The organism is Bacillus sp. DU-106 (assembly GCF_004799705.1).
GTDB lineage: Bacteria > Bacillota > Bacilli > Bacillales > Bacillaceae_G > Bacillus_A > Bacillus_A cereus.
This window is the reverse complement of the sequence record NZ_CP026607.1, coordinates 5,211,676-5,233,144: the sequence shown is the minus strand read 5'-3', so window position 1 is coordinate 5,233,144 and position 21,469 is coordinate 5,211,676. Positions and strand designations below refer to the sequence as shown.

The following is a 21,469-nucleotide window of genomic DNA, read 5'->3' as shown; positions in this document are numbered from 1 at the left end:
CGAGCCGCTTCCGCTTTTACATATTATCCAGTTCCAGTGGCCAGCTCTTCGCATCTAAGAACCTCCCGCACGAAAGGTAAAAAGCACCTTTTGTGCGAGAGAACCTTAGCTGGTCAGAGCTAAACGGGCCACTTCCACTTTTAAACTGGCCTAACCAATTCAAATTGTTCTCCTAATTTTGCATAGTTGTGTCCTGCTAGGCGGCTTATTGGTTTGAGTCCTTCTGCGTGAATGCGCCCTTTTTCATATAGATGTTCGGCAACGTGGAAACGAACGACGCGTCCAATTAGTAGATCACAAGCTGGTGAGTCTTCCGTTCCGCCAAGTGGAATTGCACGTTCTAATACGCATTCCATTCGAATATTTGCTTCTTTTACACCTGGAACAGAGATGACTTCACTTTCGATTGGTGTTAGTTTTGCTAGTTCAATTTCACTTTCATTTGGCGGGAGGTTAGCTGCTGTTTCGTTAATTGCTGCTACATACGATTCGTCAGAAATATGTACGACAAATTCTCCTTTTTCAATTGCGTTTCGGGAAGTGTCCTTTCTTTCTCCTGCTTTTCGTTGTACAGATACTGAGATAAGTGGTGGATTAGCAGCGACAATATTGAAATAACTATATGGTGCTCCGTTTAGTACACCTTCTTTTGTTACAGAAGTAACGAATGCGACAGGACGAGGGATGATACTTCCGGTAAGTAATTTGTAATTATCTTTTTCAGTTTGTTCATTTGGATTAATGGATAACATGCTTGTAATCCCCTTTCTAAATATGAATACTTATTGTTTGTTTACAAGATAACGATGAGAAAATCCTGCTGGAAATAATATTTTGTTTCATAAAAAGAACTTACTTCAATTGTAATGAAGTAAGTTCTTTTTCAAGAATCTCAAATTTGAGATAAAAATTAAAGTAAAACGTATGCCCCAGGCCCGATTAAAGCTACACCAACAGCGACAGCGATTAACATTAAGTTATATTCATATCCGTTTTGTGTTACCCAGTAACCATTTTTTCCGTGAACAGTGAAGATAGCCATTAACATTGTTCCAACGATAAATAATGAACCAACTACAATGAAAATACCTGATGCGAATAAGAAACCACCTAGTAATTCAGTTGCGCCAGCCATAAATGCCATAAATACACCAGGACGTAAACCGATTGACTCCATCCAGCCACCTGTTCCTTTTAAACCGTAACCGCCGAACCAACCAAATAATTTTTGAGCGCCATGACCCATGAATGTAATTCCTATAATAAGACGAATAATAAGTAGACCGAAATCCATCATTTTTAAAACCTCCTAAAAGTTATTAACTTACATTATGTAAGTAATGATAAAATAGTTACTTACTATAGTCAAGTGGATTTTGAAAAAAGTTTGAATTAAATTTTACAAATTAACAACAAAAAATAAAATGTAGTAAAGACCTCTAGACAAGTTGGGCAAAAAAAGAGAAAATATAAATAGAAGTTAACTTCTAATTGTTATTCAGACAATCAGAATTGACTGGAATTTTGTGAAGCGCTACAATAAGAGTCTATTAGTAATGACATAATTTATTTCGAAAGCGTTTTTACAGCATAATATTCGAAGTATGAAGTCTTACATGTATCCCGAGTTTTACTAGGGATTGCCCTATAAACTTTTAGGTAAATTATAAGGAGGACTATCCTATGTTTAAAAAATTATTCGGTCTTGGTTCAAAAACAAATGAAGAAACAATCGTAGCTCCATTAACTGGAGCAGTGAAAAATATTGAAGAAGTACCAGATCCAGTATTTGCTGGTCGTATGATGGGTGACGGTGTTGCAATTGATCCTACTGAAGGTGTAGTTGTATCTCCAGTTGATGGTGAAATCGTACAATTATTCCACACAAAACATGCTATCGGAATTAAAGCGAAAAACGGTACAGAAATTCTAATCCACGTTGGATTAGAAACTGTAAAAATGGAAGGTGAAGGTTTCGAAGCTCACGTTTCTGAAGGCCAAGCTGTAAAAGCTGGAGATAAATTAATCTCATTCGACTTAGAATTAATCCGTGAAAAAGCGAAAAGCACAATTACTCCAATTGTTATTACAAACACAGATGCAGCTGAGTCTATTAAGACAACTGTAGGCGTAGCAGCTACAAAAGGTTCAACAGAAGTAATGAAAGTTACAATGAAATAATTGCAATATAAGAGGAATCCGTTTCGTATGAAATGGATTCCTTATTTTTGTTGCGTGTTCAGTATGTATGTTAAAATACTCTAGGCACTTGGAAATAGGGTTTCACATATATGTGGATAAGGCGCATTTTTCTTAGAAAAAATATAAGAGAAATGCGCCTTTTGTATATTCACATTTCTTTTGTTCTATTCTAATGTAAGTTATGATGAATGATAAGAAATCGAATATAGGGGTGGGTTTGAATGAAACGAGTGTTATTTGTTTGTACTGGCAATACATGTCGTAGTCCAATGGCTGAGGCGTTGCTTCGTCATCACGGAGGAGATAAGTTTGAAGTGCAATCTGCTGGTGTTTTCGCCTATCCTGGGAGCGATGCATCGGTACATGCGAAGGAAGCCTTAGCTGAAAAAGGAATTTCAATTGATCATGCGGCGCAGCAAGTAAATGAAACTTTGCTTGATTGGGCTGATATTGTCGTAACGATGACAGAAAACCATAAGCAAATTGTACTTGGGCATTATCCGAGCGTTGAAAAGAAATTAAATACGTTATATGGATTAACTGAAGGTATAGGCAAGGACATTTCAGATCCATTTGGAGGCTCGCTTTCTATTTATAAAGAAACGTTAGATGAGATGGAAAAACTTGTACAAACTTTACTGAAAAAACATTCAGTAGGTTGATGTTTCGTGTATAATACGATATTGGAGATCACTTCTTCCTATATGAGGTAGCGAGTGTGAAATGAAGATAATTGATTGAAACTTTGGAGGGGTAAAAATGAAAGTAGTAATAGCATCTGATCACGGCGGTATGAATATCCGCAAAGAACTTGTAAATTTATTAGAAGAGTTAAATATTGAATATATTGATTTAGGTTGTGAATGTGAAGCTGGTTCTGTTGATTACCCTGACTTTGCGTTTCCAGCAGCTGAAATGGTAGCGAATGGTGAAGTAGATCGTGGTATCTTAGTTTGTGGGACAGGCATTGGTATGTCAATCGCAGCAAACAAAGTAAATGGTATCCGTTGTGCGTTAGTTCATGATACTTTCAGCGCGAAAGCGACGAGAGAGCATAATGACACTAACATGCTAGCAATGGGCGAGCGTGTAATTGGTGCTGGTCTAGCGCGTGATATCGCGAAAATCTGGTTAACAACTGATTATGAAGGTGGTCGTCACGAAAACCGCGTAGGAAAAATTAAAACATACGAAACAAAGTAATAGATTCTAACTATCAGTAGTGTGAAATATAATTTGGTGAACCAACCTGTGAAAGGAAGAGGCGTAATGACAGAAATCGTAAAGGTAAGAGAACAGCTACAAACGTCGCTTTCTGATTTCCAAGAACAAGCTTCATTACAAAGCGGTCAAATTTTTGTAGTGGGTTGTAGCACGAGCGAAGTGCTAGGCGAAAGAATTGGAACATCAGGAACGATGGAAGTAGCAGAGGCGATTTTCTCTGAGTTAAAACAATTTCAAGAGCAAACAGGTATTGAATTAGCGTTTCAATGTTGTGAGCATTTAAACCGTGCTTTAGTAGTTGAGAGAGAAGTAGCGATAAAATATCAATTTGAAATTGTAACAGTTACGCCTGTTAGATCAGCAGGTGGTGCATTGGGGACATATGCGTATCACAATTTGAAAGATCCGGTAGTAGTTGAGTTTATTAAAGCTGATGCAGGAATGGATATTGGTGATACATTTATCGGTATGCATTTAAAGCATGTAGCTGTTCCGGTTCGTACAAATGTGAAGGAAATTGGAAGTGCGCATGTAACGATGGCCAAAACACGTGGAAAACTAATTGGTGGAGCACGTGCTGTCTATGCGGCAGTGGAAGAGACTACCACTTGCCGTTAAATATGAGAAATTAGGAAGTCATATAGTACCTGTTTATCATAAGATAAAAGGTATGTTGTCTGACTTTATAATAGAAGAAAGAAAAGACCGATTTTCGGTCTTTTTTTTCTTTTATGATATAGAAAGTCATGTTAGAATGTAGTTGAAAACATGAAGGTTCGAAAGAATTACAACCTGAATTTTCGTTTTTTCTGAATAAATAAGAAAAAACTGTTGGGAATCGATGTAATTCGTTCAGAAAAGGGGGATTTTGGTGGATCATTTAAAACGTCAAGATGAAAAGGTATTTGCTGCAATTGAGGCAGAACTAGGAAGACAGCGTTCAAAGATTGAGTTAATTGCTTCGGAAAACTTTGTAAGTGAAGCAGTAATGGAGGCACAAGGTTCTGTTTTAACGAATAAGTATGCTGAAGGATATCCTGGAAAACGTTACTATGGTGGCTGTGAACACGTAGACGTAGTAGAAGATATCGCACGTGATCGCGTGAAAGAAATTTTCGGCGCAGAGCACGTAAATGTTCAACCACACTCTGGTGCACAAGCGAACATGGCAGTATACTTCACGATTTTAGAGCAAGGCGATACAGTACTTGGTATGAACTTATCTCATGGTGGTCACTTAACACACGGAAGCCCTGTTAACTTCAGTGGAGTACAATATAATTTCGTAGAATATGGCGTGGATGCTGACTCTCACCGTATTAATTACGATGATGTATTAGCAAAAGCGAAAGAACATAAACCAAAATTAATCGTTGCAGGTGCAAGTGCATACCCTCGTGTTATCGATTTCAAGCGATTCCGTGAGATTGCAGATGAAGTGGGCGCTTATTTAATGGTTGATATGGCACATATCGCAGGTTTAGTAGCTGCTGGTTTACATCCAAATCCAGTACCACATGCACATTTCGTTACAACGACAACACATAAAACGTTACGTGGTCCGCGTGGTGGTATGATTTTATGTGAAGAGCAATTTGCAAAACAAATTGATAAATCAATCTTCCCTGGTATTCAAGGTGGTCCACTTATGCACGTAATCGCTGCAAAAGCTGTTGCATTTGGTGAAGCACTTCAAGATGATTTCAAAACATATGCACAAAATATCATTAACAATGCGAACCGCTTAGCTGAAGGTCTTCAAAAAGAAGGACTTACACTTGTTTCTGGCGGAACAGACAATCACTTAATCTTGATTGATGTTCGTAACTTAGAAATCACAGGTAAAGTAGCAGAGCACGTATTAGATGAAGTTGGTATTACAGTGAACAAAAATACAATTCCATTTGAAACAGCAAGCCCATTTGTAACAAGTGGTGTACGTATCGGTACAGCAGCTGTAACATCTCGTGGTTTTGGTTTAGAAGAAATGGATGAAATTGCGTCACTTATTGCTTATACATTAAAAAATCATGAAAATGAAGCTGCATTAGAAGAAGCACGTAAGCGTGTAGAAGCGTTAACTAGCAAATTCCCAATGTATCCAAATCTATAATAGATTGAAGAAGACTGCCGAGACTTAATTGTTTTGGCGGTCTTTTTTTTGGACATATATTATTTTTAAAGTATGTATACAAATGATGAATAAATTTTGGCGATATAATGAAGGATACAGCTCCCATAATTGGTAAAGATACTAGATAGATTCATTGTAAAATCATGATTTTGCCAAATTTGCCCTTGAATATTAGTAGCGTTTTCTTTACAATCGTAAATAGTGTAAAAAAGCGTGCAAACGCATGAATATCATCTAAAGGAGAGATTCACATGGGAAAACTGTATGTATTTGATCACCCGTTAATTCAACATAAGATTACATATATTCGCGATAAGAATACAGGTACGAAAGATTTTCGTGAATTAGTGGACGAAGTAGCAAGCTTAATGGCTTTCGAAATTACTCGCGACCTTCCACTTAAGGACATTGAAATTGAAACACCTGTAAGCAAAGCGACAACAAAAGTGATCGCTGGTAAAAAACTTGGTTTAATTCCGATTTTACGTGCAGGTTTAGGAATGGTTGATGGAATTCTGAAATTAATTCCAGCAGCAAAAGTAGGACACGTTGGTTTATACCGTGACCCTAAAACATTGCAACCGGTAGAATACTATGTGAAACTTCCAACGGATGTAGAAGAGCGTGACTTTATCGTACTAGATCCGATGCTAGCAACAGGTGGTTCTGCGGCTGAAGCAATTAACTCTCTGAAAAAGCGCGGTGCGAAACAAATTAAATTAATGTGTATCGTTGCAGCTCCAGAAGGGGTAAAAGTAGTACAAGAAGAACATCCTGATGTTGATATTTATGTAGCAGCATTAGATGAGAAATTAAATGACCACGGATATGTAGTACCAGGTCTTGGTGATGCTGGTGACCGTTTATTCGGAACGAAGTAAGACAACTGACGAGCAGGGGAGATTCCCCAGCTCGTCTTTTTTGCTGTAAGCAAGTAGGGGAGGGGGAGAGGATAAATATACATCGTATATACAACATAAGTTGCATACACCTCACATATAATATAGAAGTCTTACGTCTGAGGAACACTATATTATGGAAGAAAAGCGTTATATCTCGAAAATATAATAGTGACAAACTTGTGAACATTTCCTTCTATTATAAAGAGAAAACTGTTAGAAATTGCATATATGTAACCAGTATTTAGAAGGGGAACGTTTTCATTTTTGGGAGGAAATGCCTAATACTCAAATTTTTAGATTTTTTACGATTTCTCGTTGACACTGTTAATACCCTATTGTATGCTAACAACGGGGATAGATGGTAGGGCTTTCAGTGACAAAATTACATCTATTCCGTGACGAAAATGTAAACTTTTTGTTTTGTATAGGATTTATGCAAAAAAATGAGTTATTATTAACACATCGTGAATGAGGGTTACATATTGGAGGGATGAATCCTTGCAAAAAAACGATCGCAGCCATATAAAAGCTTATGCTTTAATGTCAGGTATTCTTGCTCAATTAGTCGGTTCTATTCTTGTTGGAATCTTTGGTGGGCAGTGGATTGATAATAAGGTTGGAACGTTTCCGTTGTTTCTTATTATAGGGTTATTACTCGGACTAGGAACAGGGGTATACGCAATGATTCGACTCATTCGACATTACTATTCGGGAGAGCAATGATGATAGACGTACATGGACTTGTCCAAAGACAAAAGAAATATATGTACTACTTGCTTGCGCTTCTAGTGCTAGGATGGGGATTTACCTCTTACAAGGATGTATTTCTTGGACTGATTATCGGTACGATTTTCAGTTTTCTTAGTTTGCGCATCATTGCACGTAGAACAGACAAGCTGCTAGATCGCGTAACAAATGGAGAAAACGTGAAGTTCAAGGCAACAGCGGTAAGTACATATTCAAGATTCGCCACGATTGGGTTATTAATTTTATTTGCAGCCAAATATCAAGAGTTAATCGCGATGTGGGGCCTAGGTGTAGGATTGCTGACAGGATACCTTGTCATGATCATAGATTTTCTTTATTTAGAGTATAAGAGCAGGGAAGAGAGGTGAATTACTAGTGGAACACGGTAAATTAGTTGAATTTCTAGGTTTAACGTTCGATTTGTCATCAGTTATGATGGTTACTGTAGCAGCAGTTATTGTTTTCTTAATCGCTGTTATCGGAACTCGCAGCTTAGCTCTTCGCCCAACCGGGATGCAAAACTTCATGGAATGGGTGTTTGACTTCGTGAAAGGGATTATCAATAGTACGATGGACTGGAAAACAGGTGGACGTTTCTTAACGCTTGGCGTTACGCTTATCATGTTTATCATCGTATCGAACTTCCTTGGTTTACCATTCATGTATTCAGCAACTGAAGCTGGCGAACATATTGCATGGTGGAGATCACCAACGTCTGATCCAGCAGTTACATTAACATTAGCCGTGATGGTAGTTACCCTCACCCATTATTATGGAATTAAGATGAAGGGTACGAAAGAGTACGTAAAAGGTTATTTCCAACCTATGAAATTCTTATTCCCATTAAAGGTTATTGAGGAGTTTGCTAACACATTAACGTTAGGTCTTCGTTTATTTGGTAACATTTATGCAGGTGAGATCTTATTAGGATTACTTGCTAAGTTGGGCGGAGCATCAGTCCTTGGGGCATTAGGTGCGCTTGTACCAATGTTAGCATGGATGGGATTCAGTGTATTCGTTGGATCAATCCAAGCATTTATTTTCGTTATGTTAACGATGGTTTATATGGCTCATAAAGTAAGCCATGACCATTAATATAATTTAAGTAAGAAAAAATTTATTTTTTTATAATACAAAGGAGGACAAATTAAATGAGTTTAGGTGTAATCGCAGCTGCAATTGCAATTGGTTTATCAGCATTAGGTGCAGGTATTGGTAACGGTCTTATCGTATCACGTACAATCGAAGGTGTTGCTCGTCAACCAGAATTAAAAGGCGCACTTCAAACAATTATGTTCATCGGGGTTGCTTTAGTTGAGGCACTTCCAATCATCGGTGTAGTTATTGCATTCATCGTAATGAACAAATAAGGGAGACTCCCCTTACATAGATGGCGAAGAGTGTTTTTCCGAACTTTCTTCGCCATTGCTTTATGAACGAAACGTATGTCTTTTTTTTTCATATGATCAATTTAGATATTTTGAAGGGAGTGAATCCTTGTGCCAACTTTATTATTAGGAGCTTCCATTCCATTTGGAACGATTGCTTATACATTGTTCATTTTCTTACTTCTATTAGTAATGCTACGCAAATTTGCGTGGGGTCCTTTAATGGGAATTATGAAAGAACGTGAAGAGCACGTTGCTAATGAAATCGACGCTGCAGAAAGAAATAATGCTGAAGCGAAGAAATTAGTAGAAGAACAACGTGAGATGTTAAAACAATCGCGTGTTGAAGCACAAGAGTTAATCGAAAGAGCGAAAAAGCAAGCTGTAGATCAAAAGGATGTTATTGTTGCTGCTGCGAAAGAAGAAGCAGAATCAATTAAAGCATCTGCTGTACAAGAAATTCAACGCGAAAAAGAGCAAGCAATTGCTGCTTTACAAGAACAAGTCGCTTCTTTATCTGTTCAAATTGCTTCTAAAGTAATTGAAAAAGAATTAAAAGAAGAAGATCAAGTGAAGTTAATTCGCGATTATATTAAAGAAGTAGGAGAAGCGCGATGAGCAATGGGATTGTAGCAAAACGTTATGCTGTCGCTCTTTTTAAAATTGCAAAAGAAAAACACGTATTAGAAATGTTTGAAGAGGAATTACGCCTTGTACAAAACGTTTATGTAAAGAACGGAGAACTACATAGCTTTTTAACGCAACCGAACATTTCAAAGGAACAAAAGAAAACGTTTCTTGCAAACGTATTCGGATCTGTTTCTGAATCTATTTTAAATACGTTATATATTTTAATTGATAACAAACGCATTGATATCTTACCTGAAATTGCAGATGAATATGTTGTTCTTGCTAATGAAGAACGTAACGTAGCGGATGCAACTGTATATTCTACTCGTCTTCTATCAGAAGAAGAGAAGCTTAACATTGCTGAAGCATTTGCAAAGAGAACGGGAAAAGATGCAATTCGCGTGAAAAATGTTGTAGATGAAGATTTACTAGGCGGAATTAAAGTACGTATTGGAAATCGCATTTATGACGGAAGTTTACAAGGAAAATTAGCACGTATTCAGCGTGAATTAATGAAGAATAGATAGGGGTGAAGCACATGAGCATCAGAGCTGAAGAAATTAGCGCACTGATAAAGCAACAAATCGAGAACTATCAGTCTGAAATCGAAGTTAGTGATGTTGGTACAGTTATCCAAGTTGGTGACGGTATCGCGCGTGCTCATGGTCTTGATAACGTTATGGCTGGTGAACTTGTAGAGTTCTCTAACGGCGTTATGGGACTAGCACAAAACTTAGAGGAAAACAACGTAGGTATTATCATTTTAGGACCTTACACAGAAATCCGTGAAGGTGACGAAGTTCGTCGTACTGGTCGCATCATGCAAGTACCAGTAGGAAAAGAACTAATTGGTCGTGTTGTAAACCCATTAGGTCAACCAGTTGATGGTTTAGGCCCAATCAATACAACAAACACTCGTCCAATCGAAAGTCCAGCACCAGGTGTAATGGATCGTAAATCTGTTCATGAGCCACTTCAAACAGGTATTAAAGCGATCGATGCTCTTGTACCAATTGGCCGTGGTCAACGTGAGTTAATCATTGGTGACCGTCAAACTGGTAAAACAGCAGTTGCACTTGATACAATCATTAACCAAAAAGATGAAGACATGATTTGTATCTACGTAGCAATTGGACAAAAAGAATCAACTGTACGTAACGTAGTAGAAACACTACGTAAGCACGGTGCATTAGAGTACACAATCGTTGTAACTGCATCTGCTTCTCAACCAGCTCCATTATTATACCTAGCTCCTTACGCTGGTGTAACAATGGGTGAAGAGTTCATGTACAATGGTAAACACGTATTAGTAGTATATGATGACTTATCAAAACAAGCAGCGGCTTACCGTGAGCTGTCATTACTATTACGTCGTCCTCCAGGTCGTGAAGCTTACCCAGGGGATGTATTCTACTTACACTCTCGCTTATTAGAGCGTGCAGCAAAATTAAGTGATGCAAAAGGCGGCGGTTCTTTAACTGCACTACCTTTCATCGAAACACAAGCAGGGGACGTATCAGCATACATCCCAACAAACGTAATTTCTATTACGGATGGACAAATCTTCTTACAATCTGACCTATTCTTCTCTGGCGTACGTCCAGCGATCGATGCGGGTACTTCTGTATCTCGTGTAGGTGGATCTGCTCAGATTAAAGCAATGAGTAAAGTATCAGGTACACTTCGTCTTGACCTTGCATCTTACCGTGAGTTAGAAGCGTTCGCTCAGTTCGGTTCTGACCTTGATAAAGCAACTCAAGCGAAATTAAACCGTGGTGCTCGTACTGTTGAGGTATTAAAACAAGGATTACACAAACCGTTACGTGTAGAGAAACAAGTTATCATTCTTTACGCTTTAACACGTGGATTCCTAGATGATATCCCAGTAGTAGATATCACTCGTTTTGAAGAAGAATTCCATGCTTGGTTAGATTCTAATGCGACTGACTTATTAGAAGAAATCCGCACAACTAAGAAACTTGCGGATGACGACAAATTTGCAGCAGCAATCAATGGATTTAAAAAAGTATTCGTAGCTTCTGAATAATAATAAAAAGTGAAGCCGACTGTTCAGCCCCATCGGCTAAGGTTCTTTCTCACAGAAGGTGCTTTTTACCTTCTTGTGGGGAAGGTTCTTAGACGAAAGGGGCTAGGAGGCGGAACTAGATTAATAAAAGCGGAAGCGGCTCGTTCTGAATGTGAGGGGGATGGAGCTTCTGACGAAGAGGCGGTGTTTGCCTCGTAGGAAGAAGTGAAGCCACCGAGCATTCAAGCCGCTGGAGCTAGATAGTATATATAAAAGGCATCTCGGGCTCTGAGATTGCTAAAGGTCATGTAAAGGAAAAGAGTAGGTGCACCTATTCTTTTCCTTCAATCATGAGCAAGAATATCTTGCAACGTAGATTAGGAAGAGGATTCTTACTAATCGTGCCAACTTCCGGAAAAAAGGTGGTGAAAACCTGTGGCATCTTTACGCGATATAAAAGCGAAGATTAACTCGACAAAGAAAACGAGTCAAATTACGAAAGCGATGGAGATGGTATCTGCATCTAAGTTAAACCGTGCAGAGCAAAATGCTAAATCTTTCGTTCCGTATATGGAAAAGATTCAAGAAGTAGTAGCGAGCATTGCGCAAGGAAGCAAAGGGATTAATCATCCAATGCTAAATGCGCGTCCTGTAAAGCGTACAGGATACATCGTTATTACGTCTGATCGCGGACTAGCAGGTGGTTATAACAGTAACGTATTACGTACAGTAAGTAACGTAATTCGTGAACGTCATAATATGGATTCAAACCAATATTCTATTATTGTGCTTGGACGACTAGGACGTGATTATTTAAAACGTCGCGGCTTTAACATTATTGATGAAGTAGTTGGATTATCTGACCACCCATCATTTACTGATATTAAAGACCTTGCTTCTCGAGCAATTGCGATGTTCGCAGATGGTGCTTATGATGAGCTGTACATTTACTACAACCATTACGTAAGTAAAATTTCACAAGAGGTAACGGAAAATAAAATTTTACCGCTTACTGATGTGGCGTCTGACAAACCGACGACAGCTTATGAATTCGAACCTTCTGAAGAAGAAATTTTAAAAGTACTATTGCCACAATACGCAGAAAGCTTAGTGTACGGTGCATTACTAGACGGTAAAGCAAGTGAGCACGCAGCGCGTATGACAGCAATGAAGAGTGCTACAGACAACGCAATGGAAGTTATCGATTCACTTACACTTTCATTCAACCGTGCGCGTCAGGCAGCGATTACGCAAGAAATTACGGAAATCGTTGGTGGAGCAGCAGCGTTAGAATAGTATTAAAAAGCGGAAGCGGTTCGTTCAGAATGAGAGGGGGATGGAGCCTTTTGACGTAGAGGCGATTTGTGCCTCGTAGGAAAAAGCGAAGCCACCGAACATTCTAACCGCTGGAGCTGGATTCAATAAAAAGCGGAAGCGGCTCTTTCAGGAGAGTCGCGTAAGCTAAACTAATAAAAAATTAAAAGCTAACTTCTCTGATAGAGGTAGCTAATTAAAAGAAAGCTAGGAGGGAACCCGATGAATAAAGGGCGCGTTACGCAAATCATGGGTCCGGTTGTAGACGTTAAGTTTGATGGCGGAAAGCTACCAGAAATCTACAATGCCCTTACGGTAAAACAAAGCAACGAAAACGGAAGCATGAACTTAACATTTGAAGTTGCACTTCATTTAGGTGATGATACAGTTCGTACAGTTGCGATGTCTTCCACAGATGGACTTGTTCGTGGCACAGAAGTAGAAGATACTGGTAAAGCAATCTCTGTACCAGTTGGTGATGCAACACTTGGACGTGTATTCAACGTATTAGGTGATGCAATTGACTTAGATGGTGAACTTCCTGCGGATGTACACCGTGATCCAATTCACCGTCAAGCACCTGCATTCGAAGAATTATCTACTAAAGTAGAAATTCTTGAAACTGGTATTAAAGTAGTAGACTTACTTGCTCCTTACATTAAGGGTGGTAAGATCGGCCTATTCGGTGGTGCCGGCGTAGGTAAAACAGTATTAATTCAGGAGTTAATCAATAACATCGCACAAGAGCACGGTGGTATCTCTGTATTCGCTGGTGTAGGTGAGCGTACTCGTGAGGGTAATGACTTATACCACGAAATGAGCGATTCTGGCGTAATCAAGAAAACTGCGATGGTATTCGGACAAATGAACGAGCCACCTGGAGCACGTCAACGTGTTGCATTAACAGGTTTAACAATGGCTGAGCATTTCCGTGATGAGCAAGGACAAGACGTACTTCTGTTCATCGATAACATCTTCCGTTTCACGCAAGCGGGTTCTGAAGTATCTGCCCTTCTTGGTCGTATGCCATCTGCGGTAGGTTACCAACCAACACTTGCAACAGAAATGGGTCAATTACAAGAGCGTATTACATCTACAAATAAAGGGTCTATCACGTCTATCCAAGCGGTATATGTACCAGCCGATGACTATACTGACCCAGCACCAGCTACAACGTTCGCTCACTTAGATGCAACAACAAACTTAGAGCGTCGTTTAACGCAAATGGGTATTTACCCAGCCGTAGATCCATTAGCATCTACATCTCGTGCACTTTCTCCAGAAATCGTAGGAGAAGAGCATTATGAAGTAGCTCGTCAAGTACAGCAAACTTTACAACGTTATAAAGAGCTTCAAGATATCATCGCTATCTTAGGTATGGATGAGTTATCTGAAGAAGATAAGTTAGTTGTACATCGTGCTCGTCGTATTCAATTCTTCTTATCTCAAAACTTCCACGTAGCTGAGCAGTTTACAGGTCAAAAAGGTTCTTACGTACCTGTAAAAAATACAGTTAGTGGTTTCAAAGAAATTCTAGAAGGAAAATATGATGACCTTCCAGAAGATGCATTCCGCTTAGTAGGTGGCATTGAAGAAGTTATTGAAAACGCGAAGAAAATGATGGCGTAAGGCCTTAGGAGGGACGAAGTATGAAGACATTTCCAGTCAGTATTGTAACTCCTGATGGACCGGTTTACGAAAAAGAAGTAGAAATGGTAAGTGTAAAAGCAGAGAGTGGGGAAATGGGGATCTTACCAGGTCACATTCCAACTGTTGCACCATTAAAAATTAGTGCAGTTCGTCTGAAAAATGGTGGACACACTGATTATGTAGCAGTAAGCGGTGGCTTTATCGAAGTTCGTCCAGATAAAGTGACTGTATTATCATCATCTGCTGAAGAAGCAAACCATATCGATATCCATCGTGCAAATGAAGCGAAGCGTCGCGCTGAGCAACGTCTGCAAGATAAACAAGCACATGTTGACTTTAAACGTGCAGAAATGGCATTACAACGTGCTGTGAACCGTTTGAACGTTTCCGATATGAAGTAAAAAAATCCGTAAGGGCTTTGCCTTTACGGATTTTTTTTGTGTATTTTATGGATAATTTTACAAAACTGGTATAATTATATTGATGCTTGTATAAGTAGAAGTGTACAACAATTTATATTTCATAAAGGGGATGGATCAATGATTGGTGAAATGAAGCGAGAAGCATTGTACTCTTTAAAGGGAAAATGGGGACTAGGTGTTGGATCAACAATTTTATATTTTATTTTAAGTTATGTTGTTTCGCTGGCTGCAATGCTTATACTATTAATTCCAGGAATTATTATATTTCTCTCAGTTGTAAGCTTAACTGGATCATTTGAAGAGGAAACGATGTCAATTGGAGCAGGTATTACCTTTGGAATTTTTTATTGCATTATGATAATTTTGAGTAACGCATCGTATGGGATTACGTCATATGGTTATACAAATGTATTTTTACAGATTAGTAAACGAGAAGATGCTAAAGTAGATTACTTATTCGAAGGATTTCGTGGCTTTAAAAGAATGATGAAAACAATGTGGGCAATGCTTGCGATTTTGTTATATACAGGTACATGGATTCCGATGCTGTTAATAGGCTTATTTGCATTGTTAGGTGAAGAAGGGAATACGTCATTTGCAATAGCTTTCTTCGTACTATTAGCAATTTCAATTGTTGGTATGATTGTGATGTATTTTTCTTATGCACTGACGTACTATGTGATGATTGAAAATCCAGAATATAGTGTTTCGCAGGCGATGAAGGAAAGTAAGAATCTTATGAAGGGTCATAAGTTAGATTTGTTTCTTTTATGGCTGAGCTTCATAGGATGGGCTATTTTAGCGCTGCTTACTTTTGGAATAGGATTTCTTTGGCTTAGTCCGTATATGAGTACGACGACAGCACACTTTTATCGCTACATTTCAAAAGGTGAATTTCAATAGGAACATGCTATACTAGTAGAATTATTGTGTATAGGAGGCGAGGCTACGCATGATTAGTGATTTAAAAGGAGAAGCACTAGATTCATTAGAAGGGAAATGGGGATTAGCTGTTGGAGCTACACTACTCATTTCAATTCTTATCACGGCTTTTAGTTTTAGTGTTGATTGGGGATTTTCTTTAATTTTCGGTTGGCAAAAAACAAATGGTTCACTTTCAACGAATATTCTTTCATTTTTTGTAACTGGACCGTTAACTTTAGGTGGATATTACCTTGGTTTAAATATCCTTCGTGAAAAGCAAGCTAGTATTGGTAATGTATTCATTTGGTTTTCAGAGGGAAAGAGATTTCTAAAATCATTTTTATTATATTTATTAGTAAATCTTTATCTTTTCTTATGGACGTTATTGTTCATTATTCCAGGTATTATTAAATCATTTTCTTATGCGATGACATACTTTATTATAAACGATCATCCTGAGTATTCACTGAACCAAGCTATTACAGAAAGTCGTCGTATGATGGATGGACATAAGATGGAGTATTTCATTTTATGTTTAAGTTTTATTGGCTGGTTTATATTAAGTTGTATTACGTTAGGGATTGGATTCTTATGGTTAATTCCATATTTCTATACGACATCTGCAGCTTTTTACGAAGAGATTGCAGAAGAATATTATGAGAAAAAAATTTAGCACTATAAAACCCCCAGTATGAATTATTTGTTCATACTGGGGGTTTTTTGTAGAAATTTTATAAATTGATTACTAGTAAGTGGTTTACTGAAATAGTAACCTTGCATATATTTACAGTTATGTTTTTGCAGAAACTTAAGCTGTTTTTCGGTTTCAATTCCTTCGGCAACGACTGAAAGATTTAAAGTATTTGCGAGGGAAAGTATTGTAGAAACGATGGCTCGTTCTTCAGGACGATGATCAGCTAATTGTGTAAATTCTCTCGGTACTTTTAATGTGTCGATTGGAAAAATTGATAAATAAGCAAGAGAAGAATACCCAGTACCGAAGTCATCAATGGAAGTTTGGATACCGTACTCTTTTAATTGCTTCAGTCTCAATAACGTTTCTTTCTCGTCAATCATTGCAATTCTTTCTGTTAACTCAAGGGTTACATATTTTGGGTCGACTTGCACGTCGTTTAATATTTGTGAAATGTTTTCGATTAATTGATCTTGCCGGAATTCTTTTGCGGATAAATTAACACTTATTTTTAAATTTTGGTAGCCAAAGGTATGCCATATTTTTAATTGGAGACAAGCTTCTTGTAATACCCAATGTCCAAGTGGGACTACTTGTGGCGTCTCTTCTACAATTGGAATAAACTCACATGGTGAAATGTCACCTAATAGCGGGTGTTTCCATCGTATTAAAGCTTCAGCACCGATAATTTTATTTGTTGTCGTATCAATTTGTGGTTGATAAACGAGATAAAATTCTTTGTTTACTAAAGCGATTGGCAAATCTTTTTCAATTCGAGCTTTTCGTTCCATTTTTTTATATAGTTCTTTCGTGTAAAGAGAGCTACCGTTTTTTCCTTTATTCTTTGCTTCGTACATGGCCATATCAGCATGCTGCAAAATGGATAGCGCATCTTCACCTGCTTCAGGATATATTGCAATTCCGATGCTCGGTGAGATTTGTAAATGTTGATTTTCGATTTCAAATGGCTCATTCATGGCCGCTACAATCCTATCAGCTATTTTTTGGACATCTGGCTTTTTTTTGTAATTCTCGATAAGGATTGTGAACTCATCCCCAGCTAGCCGCGCGAGTTTCATATTTGATGTTGCTATTCTTTCGAGCCTTTTTGCTACTGCGATGAGCAATAGGTCTCCTACTCGATGACCGAGGGTATCATTAATAACTTTAAAACGGTCTAGGTCGAGAAACATAACAGCAAAAGGCTTTTTCGATATTTTTGCTCGCGCAATTGCCTGTTCTAAATGTTGATGAAATGCACGACGATTTGCAAGCTCTGTTAAAGTATCATGGTATGCTAGGAAGTTGATTTGTTCTTGTTGTTGTTTGCTTTCCGTAATATCTTTAATCATTAAATAAACCCCAGAAATTTTCTCCTTTAAAAAGATCGGTACGGCGGTAACGTGCAAGTAGTAAATATCTCTGTTTTTATGGTAAGCCCGTATTTCTAAAGAAATCGAATATCCCTTTTTCACGCGATGAAAGGCGTTAATCATTTCTTCTAAATCTTCTTCGTATATGAGTGAATAGTAAGGCTGGTTTAATAATTCATTCGTTTGATAACCGAGTAAAGTAGTACCAGCGTTATTTACTTTGAGAAAATTACCGTACAAATCTAATGTGAAAATTGGATCTGGATGATGCTCGTATAAAGATTTAAACATTTGTTGATTATGATAGAGTTCATTTTTCTGTTCTACTAAATCTTCTGTACGTAGTTTAATTTGTTTCTCGAGTTCTGAGTTGAATTGCATTTGAGCGATCAATAATATTTTATTTTGTTTTCGAACTAAACTATGACGTATGAGAACGAAAGAAAAAGTTATTATAAGTCCGATTACTATAATAGGCGCAAAAACGTATTCAACTAATATAAAAACGATAAGCATTACTACAGAAATATACGGTAATGATAATCGGATTGATTCGCCAATTTTAGGTGTTAGTAGTACTTGTTCTTGTTTTTCAGGCTTTTTTGTATGGAGAATACAGGCGATTGCTACTAGTACTAAGGTTACTTGATAGAAAGGCGTAACTGTAAACATAGAATACTCTGGTATGAAGTATTTTATATAAGCATAAATCGCATCTGTAGTAGCATATAAAATTAAAGCACTGCCAAGAAGTGCACCGACCTTTTTAGGTAATAAGGATAGTGGTTTGAATAAAAGGTTGATTCCTATTAAGAGAAAGAGTAAATCAGCCATTGGATAGGTAAGTTGAACAAATATGTCGATATAGGATGTTGTAAAGATATGAATAGTTCGTTCAATAAGTAAGTAGTAACTTAAAGTAAATTGGGCTGTAACGATAATACAAATATCACATAGCATAAAAAGTTTTTCTAATAAATCTCGGTTATAAATGATTTCGTATAGAAAGGCAAACGTAAAGCTAACTAAAAAAAGTAAGTAAAAAAAGTCAGATGGATCAACGAACGTATAGAAGTCCTTTACAATTAAACGCTGATAGGCAACGACTATATCACCGATAAAATAAGAGAGAGCTCCAACAGATAATATGATCCAAAATAAACGAGATAGCCCTTCTTTCATGTTTGAAAAATAAAGTATATAACTACAAGCGATAATATCAATTAATAGGGTGCTCGTTCCGATTAATAGCTGAAAAGGAAATGAGTATTCATATACAAAAGGCATTGCTACATAGTGAAGCGTTATAGACAGCAATACAATGCTTATAAGAATACTTACATGTGTTTGTTTTTTCATTTATATCACCTACGGTTTCTTGAAAAGCATATATAAGTTTTATATTTATTTTGCACAATTATAGCAAGTTGTAAAGATAGATTTTAATAATTCTTGTTTCTGTCTCCCAACATATCGACATAGGAATTTGAAGTTTGCTATAATGATTAGAATAGTTGCATTATTTAGAAAAATTTAAAAATAATAATTACTGCAACTAGGACATATTGTTTACTATGTGAACTTGTTCTTAATTTAGGGGGGAGGGTTTCACAATGGCAAGTGTATATGAAAATAGTTATATGATCGTTTTGATTTTCTTGCTATTAGGTATATTGCTGCCGGTAGTGGCTCTTACATTAGGAAGGATGCTGCGCCCAAATAAACCAAGTGCAGCAAAGGCGACGACGTATGAGAGTGGAATTGAGCCTTTTCATGATGCAAATATTCGGTTTCATGCTCGTTATTATATTTTCGCTTTATTGTTTGTGATCTTTGATGTAGAAACTTTATTTTTATATCCTTGGGCTGTTGCGTATGACAAGCTAGGTTTATTTGCATTAATTGAAATGCTCATCTTTGTTGTAATGTTGCTAGTTGGATTAGCGTATGCTTGGAAAAAGAAGGTGTTACAATGGTTATAAATTTTGAGGAATTACATCCAAATGAGCGAGCAGAATTAGAACGAAATATCTTTTTTTCTACATTGGAACAGTTGAAAGGATGGGCGAGGAGCAACTCTTTATGGCCGATGACATTCGGACTGGCATGCTGTGCAATTGAAATGATGGGGGTAGGCTCATCACATTACGATTTAGATCGATTTGGGTCATTTTTTCGAACTTCACCAAGGCAATCGGACGTCATGATTGTATCGGGAACAGTAACGAAGAAGATGGCTCCTATTGTTCGGCGTTTATATGATCAAATGCCCGAACCGAAATGGGTTATTGCGATGGGATCTTGTGCGACAGCAGGTGGTCCGTATGTAAATTCATATGCTGTTGTGAAAGGTGTAGACCAAATCGTACCAGTTGACGTGTATATTCCTGGTTGTCCCCCAAATCCAGCTGCTTTAATCTATGGAATTAATAAATTAAAAGAGAAAATTCGTTACGAGGCAAAGACCGGAAAGCAGGTGACGAATAAATGAGTAATCCAAATAAAGATTTAGAGGATCTGAAAAAAGAAGCAGCTAGGCGTGCGAAAGAAGAAGCGAGAAAACGCCTTGTAGCGAAACACGAGGCGGAAATAAGTGAACTTGAGGAGGAAGATCAAGAAAAAGAGAAAGCGCTACCAAAAAATGATGGTATTACTATAGAAGAAGCAAAACGACGTGCAGCAGCAGCCGCAAAAGCAAAAGCGGCTGCATTAGCAAAACAGAAAAGAGAAGGAACCGAAGAAGTAACGGAAGAAGAAAAAGCGAAAGCGAAGGCGAAGGCGAAGGCAGCAGCAGCTGCAAAAGCAAAAGCGGCGGCGTTAGCGAAACAGAAAAGAGAAGGAACCGAAGAAGTAACGGAAGAAGAAAAAGCGAAGGCAGCAGCAGCTGCAAAGGCAAAAGCGGCAGTGTTAGCGAAGCAGAAAAGAGAAGGGACAGAAGAAGTAACGGAAGAAGAAAAAGCGAAGGCAGCAGCAACTGCAAAGGCAAAAGCGGCAGCGTTAGCGAAGCAGAAAAGAGAAGGGACAGAAGAAGTAACGGAAGAAGAAAAAGCGAAAGCGAAGGCAAAAGCGGTGGCGGCGGCAAAGGCAAAAGCGGCAGCATTGGCGAAGCAGAAAAGAGAAGGAACCGAAGAAGTAACGGAAGAAGAAAAAGCGAAAGCCAAGGCAAAAGCGGTGGCGGCGGCAAAGGCGAAAGCGGCAGCATTGGCGAAGCAGAAAGCCTCGCAAGGTGATGGGGATTCGGGAGATGAAAAGGCAAAGGCAATTGCAGCGGCAAAAGCGAAAGCAGCAGCGGCTGCAAGAGCGAAGACAAAGGGAGCTGAAGGTAAGAAAGAGGATGAGCCGAAGCAGGAAGAACCGTCTGTAAATCAGCCGTATTTAAATCAGTATGTTGAGGCTATTAGGGAGAAGTTAGGAGAGGGTGCATTAGTAGATTCCTACATTAATAAACTGTCAAAGGATGTGCCAACTCTTGTGGTGGATCCCGAAAAGTATTATGAAGTGATGGAGTCATTGCGATTCCATGAGGGACTTGCTTTTGATTATATGTCAGAGCTACATGCGACGGATTTTGTGACACATATGGAAGTGTATGTTCATTTGTTTTCATATGGCAAGAAACAATCGGTAGCGGTGAAGGTAAAGCTAGACCGGGAAGCGCCGCAAGTCGAGTCTGTGACAGCGCTTTGGAAAGGGGCTGACTGGCCGGAGAGAGAAGCATACGATTTGCTCGGTATTGTATTTAAAGGGCATCCGAATTTAACGCGTATTTTAATGCCAGATGATTGGGTAGGATATCCGCTTAGAAAAGACTATGAACCGTATGATGTGGAGGTGTAGCT

25 protein-coding genes are annotated in these 21,469 nt (G+C 38.2%); 22 read left to right on the top strand and 3 right to left on the bottom strand.

Annotated features, from left to right (window positions below):
- Positions 1–140 precede the first annotated feature (140 nt).
- On the bottom strand, positions 141–752 hold the full coding sequence (locus tag C3Y97_RS26815; RefSeq protein ID WP_000949055.1) for a flavin reductase family protein: 612 nt from the start codon (positions 750–752) through the stop codon (positions 141–143).
- A gap of 158 nt (positions 753–910) precedes the next feature.
- Entirely contained in the window at positions 911–1,297 is a 387-nt protein-coding gene (locus tag C3Y97_RS26810) for a DoxX family protein (protein WP_000968616.1), read from the bottom strand.
- A 386-nt stretch (positions 1,298–1,683) separates the two neighbouring features.
- Between C3Y97_RS26810 and C3Y97_RS26805 the strand changes: the two genes are divergently transcribed.
- From C3Y97_RS26805 to C3Y97_RS26715, 19 genes are all read left to right on the top strand, one after another.
- A complete protein-coding gene (locus tag C3Y97_RS26805; RefSeq protein WP_000473665.1) occupies positions 1,684–2,181 on the top strand; it encodes a PTS sugar transporter subunit IIA in 498 nt (165 codons plus the stop codon).
- Between the two features lie 242 nt (positions 2,182–2,423).
- Positions 2,424–2,864 (top strand): low molecular weight protein arginine phosphatase, encoded by a 441-nt coding sequence (locus C3Y97_RS26800; RefSeq protein WP_000832373.1) that lies wholly within the window; start codon positions 2,424–2,426, stop codon positions 2,862–2,864.
- A gap of 97 nt (positions 2,865–2,961) precedes the next feature.
- On the top strand, positions 2,962–3,405 hold the full coding sequence (gene rpiB / locus C3Y97_RS26795) for a ribose 5-phosphate isomerase B (RefSeq protein WP_000869538.1): 444 nt from the start codon (positions 2,962–2,964) through the stop codon (positions 3,403–3,405).
- Between the two features lie 66 nt (positions 3,406–3,471).
- Entirely contained in the window at positions 3,472–4,044 is a 573-nt protein-coding gene (locus C3Y97_RS26790) for a TIGR01440 family protein (RefSeq protein WP_240691052.1), read from the top strand.
- A gap of 253 nt (positions 4,045–4,297) precedes the next feature.
- A complete protein-coding gene (gene glyA, locus C3Y97_RS26785) occupies positions 4,298–5,539 on the top strand; it encodes a serine hydroxymethyltransferase (RefSeq protein ID WP_000349805.1) in 1,242 nt (413 codons plus the stop codon).
- 272 nt (positions 5,540–5,811) lie between these two features.
- Positions 5,812–6,441, top strand: coding sequence for a uracil phosphoribosyltransferase (upp, locus tag C3Y97_RS26780; protein ID WP_000517539.1), 630 nt, complete (start codon positions 5,812–5,814; stop codon positions 6,439–6,441).
- A gap of 379 nt (positions 6,442–6,820) precedes the next feature.
- Positions 6,821–6,934: a DUF4024 domain-containing protein gene (locus tag C3Y97_RS26775; protein ID WP_000232962.1), complete on the top strand. Its 114-nt coding sequence runs from the start codon at positions 6,821–6,823 to the stop codon at positions 6,932–6,934.
- 26 nt (positions 6,935–6,960) lie between these two features.
- Complete coding sequence (locus C3Y97_RS26770) at positions 6,961–7,185, top strand: AtpZ/AtpI family protein (RefSeq protein ID WP_001171223.1); 225 nt, start codon at positions 6,961–6,963, stop codon at positions 7,183–7,185.
- Positions 7,185–7,577, top strand: coding sequence for an ATP synthase subunit I (locus tag C3Y97_RS26765; RefSeq protein WP_000567600.1), 393 nt, complete (start codon positions 7,185–7,187; stop codon positions 7,575–7,577). Before C3Y97_RS26770 ends, C3Y97_RS26765 begins: the two co-directional genes overlap by 1 nt.
- 7 nt (positions 7,578–7,584) lie before the next feature.
- Complete coding sequence (atpB, locus tag C3Y97_RS26760) at positions 7,585–8,304, top strand: F0F1 ATP synthase subunit A (RefSeq protein ID WP_000399871.1); 720 nt, start codon at positions 7,585–7,587, stop codon at positions 8,302–8,304.
- 56 nt (positions 8,305–8,360) lie between these two features.
- Positions 8,361–8,579 carry a F0F1 ATP synthase subunit C gene (atpE, locus tag C3Y97_RS26755; RefSeq protein WP_000052064.1) on the top strand — a complete coding sequence of 73 codons (219 nt, stop codon included), beginning with the start codon at positions 8,361–8,363 and terminating at the stop codon, positions 8,577–8,579.
- A 129-nt stretch (positions 8,580–8,708) separates the two neighbouring features.
- Positions 8,709–9,215: a F0F1 ATP synthase subunit B gene (atpF, locus tag C3Y97_RS26750; protein ID WP_001142624.1), complete on the top strand. Its 507-nt coding sequence runs from the start codon at positions 8,709–8,711 to the stop codon at positions 9,213–9,215.
- Positions 9,212–9,754 (top strand): F0F1 ATP synthase subunit delta, encoded by a 543-nt coding sequence (atpH, locus tag C3Y97_RS26745; protein WP_000064683.1) that lies wholly within the window; start codon positions 9,212–9,214, stop codon positions 9,752–9,754. The genes atpF and atpH overlap by 4 nt, the downstream gene beginning before the upstream one ends.
- 11 nt (positions 9,755–9,765) lie before the next feature.
- Positions 9,766–11,274 (top strand): F0F1 ATP synthase subunit alpha, encoded by a 1,509-nt coding sequence (atpA, locus tag C3Y97_RS26740; RefSeq protein ID WP_000027518.1) that lies wholly within the window; start codon positions 9,766–9,768, stop codon positions 11,272–11,274.
- Between the two features lie 414 nt (positions 11,275–11,688).
- Positions 11,689–12,549: a F0F1 ATP synthase subunit gamma gene (gene atpG, locus C3Y97_RS26735; protein ID WP_000157696.1), complete on the top strand. Its 861-nt coding sequence runs from the start codon at positions 11,689–11,691 to the stop codon at positions 12,547–12,549.
- A 240-nt stretch (positions 12,550–12,789) separates the two neighbouring features.
- Positions 12,790–14,196, top strand: coding sequence for a F0F1 ATP synthase subunit beta (atpD, locus tag C3Y97_RS26730; RefSeq protein WP_001032595.1), 1,407 nt, complete (start codon positions 12,790–12,792; stop codon positions 14,194–14,196).
- Between the two features lie 20 nt (positions 14,197–14,216).
- Complete coding sequence (gene atpC, locus C3Y97_RS26725) at positions 14,217–14,618, top strand: F0F1 ATP synthase subunit epsilon (protein WP_000847211.1); 402 nt, start codon at positions 14,217–14,219, stop codon at positions 14,616–14,618.
- A gap of 138 nt (positions 14,619–14,756) precedes the next feature.
- On the top strand, positions 14,757–15,542 hold the full coding sequence (locus C3Y97_RS26720; protein WP_000578820.1) for a DUF975 family protein: 786 nt from the start codon (positions 14,757–14,759) through the stop codon (positions 15,540–15,542).
- Positions 15,543–15,591: 49 nt separating this feature from the next.
- Complete coding sequence (locus tag C3Y97_RS26715; protein ID WP_000622462.1) at positions 15,592–16,236, top strand: DUF975 family protein; 645 nt, start codon at positions 15,592–15,594, stop codon at positions 16,234–16,236.
- A 23-nt stretch (positions 16,237–16,259) separates the two neighbouring features.
- On the opposite strand, the gene C3Y97_RS26710 is transcribed toward C3Y97_RS26715, so the two are convergent.
- Positions 16,260–18,989: an EAL domain-containing protein gene (locus C3Y97_RS26710; protein WP_000745011.1), complete on the bottom strand. Its 2,730-nt coding sequence runs from the start codon at positions 18,987–18,989 to the stop codon at positions 16,260–16,262.
- A 254-nt stretch (positions 18,990–19,243) separates the two neighbouring features.
- Between C3Y97_RS26710 and nuoA the strand changes: the two genes are divergently transcribed.
- The 3 genes from nuoA to C3Y97_RS26695 are packed head-to-tail and all read left to right on the top strand — an operon-like array spanning position 19,244 to position 21,467.
- A complete protein-coding gene (gene nuoA / locus C3Y97_RS26705) occupies positions 19,244–19,612 on the top strand; it encodes an NADH-quinone oxidoreductase subunit NuoA (RefSeq protein ID WP_000179273.1) in 369 nt (122 codons plus the stop codon).
- Entirely contained in the window at positions 19,603–20,121 is a 519-nt protein-coding gene (gene nuoB, locus C3Y97_RS26700; RefSeq protein WP_000236331.1) for an NADH-quinone oxidoreductase subunit NuoB, read from the top strand. The genes nuoA and nuoB overlap by 10 nt, the downstream gene beginning before the upstream one ends.
- Positions 20,118–21,467 carry an NADH-quinone oxidoreductase subunit C gene (locus C3Y97_RS26695; protein WP_136363713.1) on the top strand — a complete coding sequence of 450 codons (1,350 nt, stop codon included), beginning with the start codon at positions 20,118–20,120 and terminating at the stop codon, positions 21,465–21,467. Before nuoB ends, C3Y97_RS26695 begins: the two co-directional genes overlap by 4 nt.
- Positions 21,468–21,469: the final 2 nt, after the last annotated feature.